The sequence below is a fragment of the Flavobacterium sp. B330r genome, assembly GCF_056824325.1.
Window position 1 is genome coordinate 1,978,989 of the sequence record NZ_CP124860.1, and the last position, 14,652, is coordinate 1,993,640.

At 34.2% G+C, this 14,652-nt stretch carries 11 protein-coding genes; 10 read left to right on the top strand and 1 reads right to left on the bottom strand.

Annotated features, from left to right (window positions below; all coding sequences use genetic code 11):
* Window positions 1–3: 3 nt before the first annotated feature.
* The 10 genes from pyk (at window position 4) to QLQ95_RS09045 (ending at window position 12,950) form a co-directional block, all read left to right on the top strand.
* Window positions 4–1,437, top strand: coding sequence for a pyruvate kinase (pyk, locus tag QLQ95_RS09000; protein ID WP_095930693.1), 1,434 nt, complete (start codon window positions 4–6; stop codon window positions 1,435–1,437).
* Between the two features lie 594 nt (window positions 1,438–2,031).
* Window positions 2,032–3,711 carry an arylsulfatase gene (locus QLQ95_RS09005; RefSeq protein ID WP_320494484.1) on the top strand — a complete coding sequence of 560 codons (1,680 nt, stop codon included), beginning with the start codon at window positions 2,032–2,034 and terminating at the stop codon, window positions 3,709–3,711.
* A 61-nt stretch (window positions 3,712–3,772) separates the two neighbouring features.
* Window positions 3,773–4,795 (top strand): HAD family hydrolase, encoded by a 1,023-nt coding sequence (locus QLQ95_RS09010; RefSeq protein ID WP_482503480.1) that lies wholly within the window; start codon window positions 3,773–3,775, stop codon window positions 4,793–4,795.
* A 39-nt stretch (window positions 4,796–4,834) separates the two neighbouring features.
* Entirely contained in the window at window positions 4,835–5,659 is an 825-nt protein-coding gene (locus QLQ95_RS09015) for a hypothetical protein (RefSeq protein ID WP_095930696.1), read from the top strand.
* Between the two features lie 46 nt (window positions 5,660–5,705).
* The gene (locus tag QLQ95_RS09020; RefSeq protein WP_482503482.1) at window positions 5,706–7,106 is read left to right on the top strand and encodes a DUF2252 domain-containing protein; all 1,401 of its coding nucleotides are present in this window, start codon (window positions 5,706–5,708) and stop codon (window positions 7,104–7,106) included.
* Window positions 7,107–7,395: 289 nt separating this feature from the next.
* Window positions 7,396–7,974 carry a DUF4136 domain-containing protein gene (locus QLQ95_RS09025; RefSeq protein ID WP_428237499.1) on the top strand — a complete coding sequence of 193 codons (579 nt, stop codon included), beginning with the start codon at window positions 7,396–7,398 and terminating at the stop codon, window positions 7,972–7,974.
* 125 nt (window positions 7,975–8,099) lie between these two features.
* A complete protein-coding gene (locus QLQ95_RS09030) occupies window positions 8,100–9,275 on the top strand; it encodes a helix-turn-helix domain-containing protein (RefSeq protein ID WP_428237498.1) in 1,176 nt (391 codons plus the stop codon).
* 71 nt (window positions 9,276–9,346) lie between these two features.
* Window positions 9,347–10,315 (top strand): SphA family protein, encoded by a 969-nt coding sequence (locus QLQ95_RS09035; protein ID WP_482503485.1) that lies wholly within the window; start codon window positions 9,347–9,349, stop codon window positions 10,313–10,315.
* Window positions 10,316–10,372: 57 nt separating this feature from the next.
* Window positions 10,373–11,533 carry a BamA/TamA family outer membrane protein gene (locus QLQ95_RS09040; protein ID WP_428237496.1) on the top strand — a complete coding sequence of 387 codons (1,161 nt, stop codon included), beginning with the start codon at window positions 10,373–10,375 and terminating at the stop codon, window positions 11,531–11,533.
* Between the two features lie 220 nt (window positions 11,534–11,753).
* Complete coding sequence (locus QLQ95_RS09045; RefSeq protein WP_482503487.1) at window positions 11,754–12,950, top strand: C1 family peptidase; 1,197 nt, start codon at window positions 11,754–11,756, stop codon at window positions 12,948–12,950.
* A 67-nt stretch (window positions 12,951–13,017) separates the two neighbouring features.
* Here the strand turns inward: QLQ95_RS09045 and QLQ95_RS09050 are convergent, their stop codons facing one another.
* A complete protein-coding gene (locus QLQ95_RS09050; RefSeq protein ID WP_482503489.1) occupies window positions 13,018–14,652 on the bottom strand; it encodes a DUF2326 domain-containing protein in 1,635 nt (544 codons plus the stop codon).

Below are 14,652 nucleotides of genomic sequence, written 5' to 3' on the forward strand. Positions count from 1 at the left end.
AAAATGCTAACAAACAAGAAAACCAAAATTGTTGCTACACTTGGCCCCGCTTGTAGTACAAGAGAGATCATTAAAGATATGATCGATGCAGGTGTTAATGTGTTTAGAATCAATTTTTCGCATGCAGATTACGAAGGAGTAAAAGAAAAAATCGACATTATTAGAGGATTAAACGAAGAGTTTGGTTACACAACTGCAATCTTAGGAGACTTGCAAGGACCAAAACTTAGAGTTGGTGTAATGGAAGAAGGAACTGTGGTAAATGATGGTGATGAAATCACTTTTACAACTGCAGAGGATATTATCGGAAATGCAAAAAAAGCATTTATGAAATATCAAAATTTCCCAAATGATGTAAATGTTGGAGAGCGTATTTTGCTTGACGATGGTAAACTTATTTTTGAAATCGTTTCAACGGATAAAAAAACAGAGGTTGTTGCTAAAGTTATTCAAGGTGGAGAATTAAAATCTAAAAAAGGAGTTAATCTTCCAAACACAAAAATTTCTTTACCAGCTTTAACAGAAAAAGATATTGCAGATGCTATTTTTGCAATCGAACAAAAAGTAGACTGGATCGCACTTTCATTCGTGAAAACTCCACGCGATTTACAAGATTTGCAAGAGTTAATTGCAAAACATTCAGAAGTTAAAATTCCAATTATTGCTAAAATTGAAATGCCAGAAGCTCTTGAGAACATGGACAAAATTGTAGCATATTGTGATGGTTTAATGGTTGCTCGTGGAGATCTTGGTGTTGAGCTTCCTGCTCACGAAGTTCCATTGGTACAAAAAGATTTGATCAGAAGAGCTAAAACAGCTAGAATTCCTGTTATCGTTGCTACACAAATGATGGAAACAATGATTACAAGCTTAACTCCAACAAGAGCAGAGGTAAACGACGTTGCTAACTCAGTAATGGATGGCGCAGATGCTGTAATGTTGTCTGGAGAAACTGCTACAGGAAACTATCCAGTACAAGTAATTCAAAGAATGGCGCAAATTTGCGAGGCTGTAGAAAACTCTCCGCTTATTCAAGTGCCTCAAAATACACCACAAATTAAAACTAAACGTTTTGTTACTAAAACAGTTTGCCACCAAGCAGCGTTATTAGCTAACGAAATTGAAGCCAAAGCGATTTGTACGCTAACTAATAGTGGTTATACAGCGTTCCAAATTTCAGCTTGGAGACCATCAACGGCTCACATTTTAGTATTTACTTCAAACAGAAGAATCTTAACACAATTGAATTTATTATGGGGAGTTAAATCTTTCTACTATGATAATGAAGAAAGTACAGATGATACTGTAACAGATGTAAATCAAATTGCAATCGAAAAAGGTTATGCACAAAAAGGAGATTATTTAATCAACCTTGCTGCAATGCCAATTAAAGATAAAGGAATGGTTAATACGATGAGAGTTTCTGAAATCGAATAAATTTATTCTTTAATAATTTAAAAAAAGCCGCTTCTGTAAGCGGCTTTTTTTGTTTTAGCCTGTTTTTGCAAAACTTCATTTGCTTTTCCCCAGTTGTTATTTTGTCTTTTTAGGAACGTTTTGCAACTCACAATTTGTTAAAATTTTACCTAAAAAAGAAGAATTTTTTGTTTCATTTGACCATTTTTTAAAAAATACCTACTCAAAAAACGAACTTAAATCGTTATTTACCTCTTTTTTGTCCTTATTTAAATTAAACACAACTTCTTAATTTTCTGATGTTTTAATGTGTTTCATTTTTTAAAATGAAACATTTTGGTGCAAATTCTCCAATTTTCTTGTTTCATTTTATAATATGAAACAAGTTCATGCCGAATAAATTCAATAGTTCGCTCTTTTACTAGTTAAATTTGAGATACTTAAGAAAAAGTTAAAAATATTTTGTTTCAGATTTTAAAATAAAAATGAATTTGAAACATTCAAAAAAATGCAACCCAGATTAGAAATGCCTTTTCAAAGTTTATCATTTTTCCTATTTATTTTTTTGCTTTTCAAACTCATATAAATAAGTATCATTAACGAATTTTTATTATCATGAAACAAATCAAATTTAAGTACGGATTTGCAGATACCTTGAGAGTATTCGCATTGCTGTTTTTTACGGGAGTTTCTGTTACAGCACAGAGCAAAAAACCAAATATTCTAGTGCTTTGGGGAGATGATATTGGAACTACTAATATAAGTGCTTATAGTGATGGACTTATGGGATACACTACCCCAAATATTGATCGCTTAGCCAATGAAGGTTTACGTTTTTTACATTATTATGGAGAACAGAGTTGTACAGCTGGGCGTGCAGCATTCTTAACAGGACAGCACGGTTTAAGAACTGGGCTTACAAAAGTAGGTTTCCCAGGAGCTCCAATGGGAATGAGTCAGTTAGATCCTTCTGTTGGAGGAATCATGAAAAGTTTAGGATATGTGACTGGTCAATTTGGTAAAAACCACGTTGGAGACCGAAATGAGAGTTTGCCAACCGTTAATGGTTTTGATGAATTCTTTGGAAACTTGTATCACTTAAATGCTGAAGAAGAACCAGAATTGCCAGATTATCCAAAAGATCCAGAATATTTGAAAAAATTTGGACCACGTGGAGTTTTAAAATGTACTGCAACAAATGCTGATGACGCTACTACAGATCCTCGTTTTGGAAGAGTTGGAAAACAAAAAATTGAAGATACTGGAGCCCTTACCAAAAAAAGAATGGAAACTATAGATGATGAAACCTCTGCCGCAGCAATTGATTTTATCAAGAGACAAAGCGCTTCGGGAAAGCCATTTTTCTGTTGGTTTAACGCAACTCGTATGCACCTTCGTACACACGTAAGAGCTGAGCATAGAGGCAGATATACTCACGGAGATAGTGAATATATCGACGGTATGATTGAGCATGATGAAACTATTGGAAGTATCTTAAAAGCACTAGACGAGTTAGGAATTGCTGATAATACTATTGTAGTGTATTCTACAGACAATGGACCTCACATGAATACTTGGCCTGATGGTGCGATGACACCTTTCCGTTCAGAAAAAAATACGAACTGGGATGGAGCTTTCCGTGTACCATGTATTGTACGCTGGCCAGGGCATATTAAGCCAGGAGCTGTAACTACAGAATTGATGAGCCATAATGATTGGATTCCTACATTCGCTTCAATCGCAGGTGAACCAGATATTGTGAATAAACTTTTAAAGGGATATTCAGCAAATGGAAAAACCTATAAGGTGCATTTAGATGGTTATGATCAAAGTAAATTTTTGGAAGGGAAGACAGAAAAAAGTTTCAGAGAAAAATTCTTTTATACAGATGATGATGGACTTTTAGTTGGTTTAAGAGAAGGGGATTATAAGTATGTTTTTGCAGAACAGCGACTAGAAGGTACAATGGGAGTTTGGGCAGAACCGTTTACAAAACTACGTTTACAAAAGATTTTCAATTTGTATCAAGATCCTTTTGAGAGAGCAGATATAACTTCTAATTCATTTTGGGAATGGCAGTTAAATCACGTACAGTTAATGTACGGTGCAATTCAAGATGTGGTTGCATTTGCAGAGACATTTAAAGAATATCCTCCAAGATCAATTCCACCAAGTTTCTCTGCTTATACTATTATGGAAGAAGCAATGAAAGACATCAAAGCACAAAAATATGTAGAGAAAAATGTTTTACCTAAGTTAAAAGAAGAAGAGGCAGCTTCAAAAAAGAAAAAATAAATAATCTAAAAAAAGATTCAGATTGAAAAGTCTGAATCTTTTTTACTAACATAAAAACATCATGAAAAAAAATATATCAATTTGGTCTTTGGTGGTTTTGTCTTTGTTTTTCTTTTCCTGTAAAAAATCAGATACTTTAACTGCTCCAACAGAAAATAAACAAACAGAAACTACCGCAAATAGCGGAGATCCACTACCAAGCTGGAATGATGGAGCTTTAAAAAAAGACATTATCGCTTACGTTGAAAAAGTAACCAAAGAAGGAAGTCCGGATTTTATTCCGGTAGAAAGTAGGATTGCAACCTTTGATAATGACGGAACTCTATGGGCAGAAAAACCATACGTACAAGAGCTTTTTGCTTTTTATAAAGTAAAAAAAATGGTAGAAGCTAATCCTGCTTTAGCTCAAAAACAGCCATTTAAAGCCGTGGTTGAAAAAGACAAAACGTTTTTTGAAAAAGGAGGCGATAAAGCACTTATTGAACTTGTTGCGGCAACTCATACTGGAATGACAGAAGATGAATTTGAAGCATCAGTGAATGATTTTTTTAAAACATCGCAATATCCTGGTAAAAATGTTCCAGTAAAACAAATTAGATATCAGCCTCAATTGGAACTTTTGAATTATTTGCGTGCAAATGGTTTCAAAACTTTCATTGTTACTGGCGGAACGGTTGAAGTTGTTAGAGCAATATCTCAGGATTTTTACGGGATTCCAAAAGATCAGGTTGTGGGAACGTCTTTCAAATATAAATTTGATGATGCCAAAAATGCAGTTTTAAGAGAACCAGGATTAGATCATTTTAATGACAAAGAAGGAAAACCTGTTGGCATACAGCTACACATTGGTCAAAGACCTGTTTTTGCTTGCGGAAATGAAGGTGGAGCTGGCGACCTTGCCATGTTGAGATATTCTTCTGGAAGTAAATATCCATCTTTTCAGTTAATTGTAAACCATAATGACTCCATTAGAGAATACAATTATCAGGAAAAAGATAATCTTTCATTAAATACGGCAACAAAATATAAATATCATGTAATAAGCATGAAAGACGATTGGAAACAGGTTTTCGCTGATAAATAATTTGATTTTGAAAGTGATAGAACTTTTAAAAATATATTCATGAAACAAAATAAGCATTTTATCGACCTTAAATTATTTTTCAGTACTCTGTTTTTTGCAATTTCACTAGGATCTTTTGCACAAGAAGAGCCAAAGCCGGGAAATAGCGCACAGGAACTCGCCGATAAAATGGCCAACCCTGTAGCAAGTTTAATTAGTGTCCCGTTGCAAAATAACCTTACTTACGGTATTGGTGCTTATAATGGATCAAAATATCAGATCAATATACAGCCGGTTGTTCCTTTTAAGTTGAGTGAAAATTTAAATTTAATTACGCGTTATATTCTTCCAGTTGTAGATCAGCAGGATGTTACGGGAGAAAACACACATGAGTTTGGTTTGAGTGATGCAACAGTCACAGCATTTTTTGCTCCTAAAACAAAGGGAATTATCTTGGGAGTTGGTCCTGCTTTTTTGGTGCCAACTGCTACAGAGAAACTTTTAGGAACAGAAAAGTTTGGAATTGGACCCAGCGTTTTGGTCATGCATCAAGGAAAAGGACTTTCGATTGGTTTTCTAGCCAATCAAATTTGGTCTGTTGCAGGAAATGCCGACAGAGCAGATTTTAATCAGTTTTACACGCAATTATTTCTAACACATAGTTATAAAAGCGGTGCAAGTTTAGGAATCACTTCAGAAATAACCCAAAACTGGGAAGGAAAAACGACTCTTATTACCGTTAGCCCAAACGTTGGCGCCATTACAAAATTAGGAGGTCAGACCATGCAATTTGCTGTTATGCCTTTAATTCCGGTTGTTGGGCATTCAAGCATAAGACCAGACTGGGGATTAAGAGCGGTCGTAGCCTTTATATTTCCACAATAATAAAAGAAGTTTAAAACGGTTTTTTTAATTTTATTTATCGGAAATTATGGAAGAAGATTCAAAACATACAGCCGAAACCGTATTTAATCCGATAGCATCAAAGGCTGAACGCTATGAAAAAGGAGCTTCAATTAGAAAGAAAATCTCTTTAGCGAAGCATGGAGAATGGAATTCTTTTAAAAACAGAAAAGATCCAGTAGATATTTTAATTCAGACCAGTGTGGGAAGGGTTGAAAGTCTTTTGCCTATTCGGTACAGAAGAATGATGGAATCTCCTTTTTCATTTTACAGAGGTGCCGCTGCTATCATGGCTGCCGACTTGGCTCACACTCTGGTATCGGGAATAAATCTACAGCTTTGCGGTGATTGCCATTTGATGAATTTTGGCGGATTTGCAACTCCAGAACGGAAACTGGTTTTTGATATTAATGATTTTGATGAAACTTATCCAGGACCCTGGGAATGGGATGTAAAAAGACTTGCGGCCAGTTTTGTTATCGCAGGAAGATGGCGAAAATTTTCCAATAAAAATTGTAAAGAATTTGCTTGGAATGTTGCAGACAGTTATAAACGGCACATGTTGGATTATAGTAAACTCTCAGCGCTTCAAATTTGGTATGCCGATATTGATCTGGCAGAACTGATTGAATTAGGCCGAGACAAAGACTTTAAAGAATTTGACCAAAAGAGAATAAAAAAAGCATCAGAATATACTGCCCATGAAAAGGAGTTTGCCAAAATGACCTATTTTGATGGAGCCAGAGCACGTATAAAAGATGATCCGCCTTTGATATTTCATCCAACCGGAGATCTTGAAAAACAAGTTGCCAAAGAAGGAGAAATTATCCATAATAGATATTTAGAATCTCTTTCAGAAGAAAAACAAGTTTTGCTAAGCAGATATAAGCTTCATGATATAGTCATAAAAGTTGTTGGGGTTGGCAGTGTTGGAACATTGTGCGGGATTAGTCTGCTGATGTCGGCAACTGGAGAACCTATTTTTTTACAGTTTAAAGAAGCCCGAAAAAGCGTATTGGAAGGAAATGTAAAAACAAAAGGAAAATACAGCCATCAAGGCGAACGAATTGTAATGGGACAAAAATTAATGCAATCGGCATCTGATATGTTTCTGGGCTGGACAGACGACAGCAAAAACAAGTTCTTCTACATACGCCAGCTTAGAGATGCTAAAGTAAAACCGGTGCTAGAAGTGATGAAACCTAAAAATATGGCAGAGTACGCCAAAGCCTGCGGATGGGCACTTGCAAGGGCTCACGCACGTTCGGGAGATCCTTCGCTGATTTCAGGTTATATTGGAGATACAAACGAATTTGCTAATGCCATTTCGGAGTTCTCAGTTTTATACGCCGATCAAAACGAATCGGATTATAATAAAATGCTGGAAGCAATAAAACATGGCAAACTGCCTATAGCTGCAGAAATTTAATAAGCATCATACAGATAATGATGTAGCTGTGCAAGGTAAATAGAACTTTAAACAATCTTAAAATTTTGAACAAAATAGGTTAAAAAATGATAAAGTAAGATTTTATTTATTTAATACTGTTAATTAAATAAAATGATTTATCTTTGAGAGTGATCTAAGTAATTGTTTAGTAGGTCTTTGTGTCATACTGACAATTATTAATACATTTTTGTCCTCCGTTCAAGATTTTTACGATTTTAATACATTCGAGTTAAACTGATTTAATTATTAATTTAATAAATACCACAACATGAATATTAAAAGAACAAGTCTTCGTATACTCCCAGTCTTATTTTTGGGTTTGTTTTACAGCTGCTCTCCAACTGTAAAAGTTACAACTGATTATGATCATTCTGCTAACTTCAGCGAATACAAAACTTTTGCGGTTTATGACTTAAAAGCGCAGCAAGGTCAAGTAAATCAGTTAAATGTTGATCGTGTTGCAAAAGCAATCCGAAATGAAATGCTTGCAAAAGGATTTACAGAATCCAGCAATCCTGATTTAAAAGTTAATGCCGTTTCTATTCTAAAAAATAAAACTCAAGTGACAGCCGATACTAATTTTTATGGCTATGGAGGAATGTATCGTCCATACGGATATTGGGGCGGCGGTGCCATGATGGGTGGTGGTAGCACAACATTCAATACCTACGATTATGTTGATGGTTCACTAGTAATAGACATCGTATCTACAAAAACAGACAAATTGGTTTGGCAAGGAATCGGAAATGCTGAAATTGACAGTAAACCAGACAATCCAGAACAGTTTATCAATGATGCAATCAAAAAAATATTAACTGGTTTTCCTCCGGGAGCAGTTAAAAAATAACTACAGCCAAATATTGTACTTGCCAGACTTCGGCAAGTACAATACTTTATAATTCCTGCGTACGCCCCCATCGTATTCTATTTTTAAGATTTTAAGAAAACCATTCACTAATTAAGCTTAAAAAAATGATCGATATTTTACTCTCCCTTTTCTTTTTTATAGCCACAATTGCTGGCCTGGCTACTGCAATTATGGTTTTATTTTCCAAAAAAAACTATTCAAAGAGTTTCTTTTTGGGAATGTTCTTATTGAGTCTTGCGTTGGTAAGTATCTACAATTTTTATTTGTCGGCCAATTTATTTAAAAATTTCCCAGATCTATTTACCATCACAAAAGCGTTTATATTTTTAACCGCTCCTTGCTCATTTTTGTACGTTAGAAACATTTTATCATTAAATAAAAGTTTCAGAAAATACGACTGGCTGCATTTTGTGCCATTTGCTATTTATTTCTTTTTAACGCTCGTTGTTTATGTCGGAAGTTACACTAATATAAAAGTGGTCCATTATATTGCGGGATTAATTAAAAATCCATTTTCTGTTTTAACACTGACGATTTGGCTTTTCTATGTCTTTTTTCAAACCATGTTGATTTTAAACTATGATCTGAAAAAATTTACAGGAAACCAATTTCATCATAATAAAGTAATTAACTGGATTAGAGTATATAATCTCATGATTTTGTTTTTATTTTCGGCACTTTTTGTACATCATTTTTTATTGCAAAAAGTAGAGGCAACAGATCTTTCGTGTTACATTCTCATTTCTTCTGTATTGTTTTTTACGGTTGGCTGGCTTTATTTCAAACCTCAAATCTTTCATGACGAAGAAGAGTCATTCGATTTTGTTGTCGACAATACATTAATGGTAAAAACAAAAGAAACAAAGAATACGCTTCCCATTGCAAACGAACTGACTCTTGAAAAAAGAGAAGAATACCTTTTAAAATTAGATTATGAGTTAAACTCTAAAAATCTATTCTTAAAAAAAGATTTTGTAATAAGAGATTTGGCTGAAGAAACAGGAATATCGGTACATCATTTATCCAATTTGATTAATTCTGAATTTGGTCTTCATTTTCAGGATTATGTTAATCTCAAAAGGATTGAATATTTTAAAGATAAAATAAACGATCCCGAGTGGAAAGACTTATCATTAGAAGGTATGGCTTGGGGCTCTGGTTTTAAATCCCGAACAACTTGTTTTAGAGCTTTTATAAAACATACTGGAAAATCTCCTTCAGAATATTTTAAAACTATACGAATAAATCCGGATCATAAAGGAGCGTATTATTTTAAATAAAATTATCCCCTTCCAAAATAGCGTTGTTGACAGCGGTTGTAAAGTCTTAATTTATTTTAAAACATTTCAGCATGAAGGCAAAAAAAATTTTTTCAATACAAACATTCCGATCAATATATGCAGCAATGCTTTTATTGATTTCTTTTTGTAGTAATGCTCAATTAAAAGGTGGGCATATTTTGGGTGCAATGGGGCTTCAATCTGGAACTCAGGCTCCAGATAAAACATTGAGCGTCTACATTCCAGGTTATATTTATAGTGCATCTTCTTTAAGAAATGCTGACGGAGATAAAATGGGCAATCCAGATCTTACCATGTTTATAACAGGCGTTGGAGCAAATTATGTAACTGATTTTAAAATTCTAGGAGCCAATTATGGTGCTACAATTCTGTTGGCTGGTGCTTCCAATACCATTCAAGGGAGTTACATCGATTCTAAAAGCAGTTTTGCTTTTACAGATATGTACATACAGCCCGTTCAGTTAGGCTGGCACAATAAAAGAGCCGATTTTGTATTCAGTTACCAATTGTATTTGCCAACAGGAAAATATGAACTTGGAGCTAGCGATAATAGCGGTTTAGGAATGTTTATGAATGAGTTTTCGGCAGGGACAACTTTATTCTTTAATGATAAAAAGACAATTCATTTTTCAGCTTTAGCTTCTTATGAAATCAACGGAAAAAAGAAAGACACCGATATAAAAACGGGAGACATTTTAAGTATTGAAGGAGGTTTGGGAAAAACGTTTTATTGTATGAATGCCGAAAAAACCGCACCCAAAGGCATATTCAATGCAGGTCTGATTTATTATTTGCAATATAAAGTTTCAGACGATAAAATTCCAGTAGGAAGCATTTTGGTTGTTGAACCCGACAAAGATCGAGTTGGCGGACTAGGCGCTGAGGTAAATTACTTGCATCTTGGCTGTATGACCTCGGCAGGTTTTAGATGGATTGGCGAAGTAAACGCAATAAATAGATTTCAGGGAAATACTTTCTTTATTACGCTGGCACACGTATTCAGTTTTAAGAAAAAATAATTGCTGGAGATTTTTCTTGACGAAGTGAAAATTTAAATCTAAAACGATAAACACTGTATGGAAAACAAAAAAACAACAAAAAAAAGCGTTCTGTTTTTGCTTTGTATGATTCTATCGTTTAATGTTTTAAATGCACAAAAACACCATGCAGTTTTAAAAGATTCGCTAGACGGAGCTTTTGATTTAAGCGACTTTCTTATTTATGCCAACGGATTTATAGTCGTACCAACCATAATTACAGAGCCTGCTGTTGGAGGATTTGGGGCTGCAATTGCACCAATTTTTCTAAAAAAACGCGCTCCTGTTATTGAAGCAGACGGAAAAAAACGATTTATAAATCCAGATATTACGGGAGGAGTCGGAATGTATACGGCCAACAAAAGTTGGATGGCTGGCGCTTTCCGTTCTGCAACCTTGGTAAAACCTAAAATTCTGTACCGGGCTTTTGCGGCTTATGGCGATATGAATTTATCCTTTTATGCCAATAACTTGCCCAATCAGAAAGATGAGGAATTTAAATTGAATTTTAAATCGACTATTTTTTATACACAATGGCTCAAACAGTTTAACAATGCCAAATGGAGTGTAGGACCTCAGTATTTGTTTTTAAACTCAAAAATAAACCTGCCCGACTTTAATCTTCCGCCGCCATTTGTAGACCCAAAAGACATAAAAAGCACCATAAGTCAGCTTGGAGCCGCGCTCCAGTTTGATGGACGGGACAATATATTTACGCCAGATAAAGGAATACGGCTTCAGTCCGATTTTTTCTGGTCAGATAAAGCGCTAGGAAGCGATTATCAGGCGTGGCGCATCAATTTATCGGCAATTGGATATTATCCGTTGGCGAAAACCTTAATTGGCGGACTCAGGATTGAAGGAGAGCAGGCGTTGGGGAGTCCGCCTTTTTATTTAAAACCAGGAATTAATATGCGCGGAATTCCAGCGGCGAGATACATGGGAAACACCAGTATTGTGAGCGAGTTAGAATTTAGATGGGATCTCTACAGGCGATGGAGCTTAATGGGTTACGGAGGTCTCGCCAGCGCCTTTAACGATTGGGATCAGGCTTTTGCCAAACCCGTTATTTACAGTTACGGAACCGGTTTTAGATATCTCATTGCCAGAAAGTTTAAACTCCGAATGGGAGTAGACGTTGCCAGAGGGCCAGAAGAGTGGGCCTACTATATTGTTTTTGGAAGCAACTGGATGAGATAGATTTAAAGTGAAAAACTTGTAAGAAGTTAATTTATAAATTAATAAACGCAAAAAGCCTCAATGATACGTTATTGAGGCTTTTTGTGTTAAATGCCTTAATAATTAATGCCGTTAAGAAAACATTAACAACTAAACATTACACAAATTGTATAATATTTAATTGTTTTGTAACAAATTGGAAACATTGAAGACTAATTTTGTTAAATCTTAAACATAAATTATGAATACATTTTCATTCAAATCAGTGTTTGCTGCTTCAGTATTTTTGGCTGGAACTGCAGGCTGTTTTGCGCAAGACATTTTAGTAAATTCACTTAAACTAAATGCAAGCGACAAAAGTAAAGAGAACTTCAAATTTACAGAAGTAATTAATCTAGGTACAACATCGGTAAAATCTCAAGGATCATCTGGAACTTGTTGGAGTTACTCAACAAACTCATTCTTAGAGTCAGAAATGATTCGTTTAGGAAAACAGCCAGTTGAGCTTTCTCAAATTTATTCTGCAAGAAACGTGTATGTAGAAAAAGGGGTAAACTATGTTCGTATGCACGGAGCAATTACGCTTGGTGACGGAGGTGCTCTTCACGATGTAATTAATATGTACAAAAAATACGGAACTGTGCCAAGAGAAGTTTACACAGGATTAAACTACGGAACAGACAAAAACAAATTTGCTGAAATGGGAGCTCTTATGGAAAGTGTTCTTGCAGCAGTGGTGAAAAACCCGAATGGAGAATTGACTCCAAACTGGCAAAAAGCATACGCAGCAGTTATTGATTCTTACTTAGGAAAAGTGCCAGAAAACTTTACTTACAAAGGAAAAAACTATACACCACAAACTTTTGCTAAAGAAGTAGTAGGAATTAACCCAGATGAGTATGTAGAAATGTCATCTTTTACAAACGCTCCGTACTACCAAAAAACAACTATGATGGTGCCAGACAACTGGTCATTGGATCAAGTTTACAACGTAAAAGTGAACGATATGACAGACGTTATCGACAACGCACTTAAAAAAGGATATACTGTAGCTTGGGCAACAGATGTTAGCGAGAAAAGCTTTAGCTGGAAAAACGGTGTAGCGTATGTAGCATCTAAAAAATTCGACGACATGACGGCTGAAGAAAAAGCAGACATGTTTAACGGACCAAAAGCAGAACCAGAAATTACTCCAGAAATGCGTCAGGCTGCGTTTGATAACTACACTACAACAGACGACCACGGAATGCACATTATTGGCCTTGCAAAAGATCAAACTGGAAAAGAATACTATATCGTAAAAAATTCTTGGGGAGAAACAAACGACTACAAAGGTTTCTTGTTTGTAACTAAGAACTTCGTAAAATATAAAACTACTGCACTTCTAGTAAACAAAGGAGGAATTCCTGCTGAAATTGCTAAGAAATTAGGGGTTTAATTAATCTGAGAGTTTTTAAGAAATAAAAAAGCGCCGTAATCCAAAAGATTACGGCGCTTTTTTTGGTTTATGGGATTTTAAATAGTTTATCTTCTTGTGATAATGATAAAACTTCAAATTGTTCTATATGAATGTTAGAAGGAATTTTATCTCTTAATATGGGCACTATGTACTGACCATTAATAGAGTTTGCTACATCAACTAATGTATTTAATTGGTTGTCATGTATGCTTTCTAATTGATCGTGCATTATAAAATGAAGACATTCAATGTTTAGAGAATCAGCAAATAAAATATAAGCAAAATCAAACGCAGCAATTTGCCCTTTTTTCTTACCGGTACTAGGGTTTCCTTCTAAATTTGTTACTATTAAATCGTATCCTTTTTCTGTTTTTTGAGAGCTTAGTAAGTAATACTCTCCATATAATTTATATGAAATTTCAGAAAAAAACTTATTAAATTTGGTAATTCTGCTTTGAATTATACTATCTTTTGAAATAATACCAGAATTAATTAACTCTAGATTCTCTGCTATAGTTTCTAATTTTTTAGTTGAATTTTCCCAAACTCTTTTTTGTTCTTCAAGGGTGCCTTTTCTTTCGTATTGTTTATTTAATTCAATGACGATTTTTTCTAAATCTTCTGTAATTCCTGACTTATAAAGTCCGTTTGCGAGTTCACTTTCTCTTTGAGCTAGTTTGATATTTTCAAATTTTAAGTGAGTTAAATTCTTTTCTAATTCAGGTAATTCTTTTGTTATAAAGGTTATTTTTTCCTTTATTAAGTCATTGTGAAATTTTACAGTTTCTTCAAATGAAGCTTGAATGTTGGGAATTAAAGATTTAGCTTTTTCATATAAAGCTTTTATATGAGATGTATCTATAGAGCTATATTCTTGTTCAAGATCTTCTCTGCTTTCTAAAATTAATTCACGCCTAATTTCTAAACGGCTTAATTCTGTAGAATTTTTGTTTAAACTAATTCTTATCTGATTAAGATTTTCTAATTCCGAATTGTAATTTTCATTTAGATTAAAAGTATTTCTTTTATGATTTAATTCTTCAATCTTTCCATTTACAAAATTTAAAGTTTGGTCTATAAGTGATAAGCTACTTTCTTTCTCTAATCTTTTTTGAAGCCTTTCTTCAGCCTTTTTTTCCTCAGTTAGACGATATTTGTCACTCATAGTATCTAGCTGAATTCCTAACCAGAATAGATATAACGCTTCATATTCTTCAGGTCTGGTATAAGGATTTAAAACTTTGACTATATTAGTTAATTTGTTTTTTTCGTCTCTTATATTTTTTGAAACAATTTGTTTGAAAGTAGGCTTTTCAACAGTTGACTTAAAAATAATTTCTTTTAGTTTTTTGTCAAAATCAGAATTGTTTATAATGTTTTCGCCATCTACACTTTGAATTTTTTGTTTGTAGTTTAAAAAATTTCTCTTGATGATTATTTCCTTAGAATTTGAATCGTCAAGGTTTTCAACTAGAATAATTGTAATAGTGATATTGTTTTCTTTGAGAAAACTTTCAATTTTTGTATTTGGTTGTTTGTTAAATTCGGTGTCTTGGTAGATGTTTTTTCCATCTGCACCAAAACAAAAATCAATTAATCTAAGAACAGTTGTTTTCCCCACATTATTGCCAGTGGTTTGTTCTGTGTGATTTTCAGGCGTTTCATCTATTATAAAATTCAT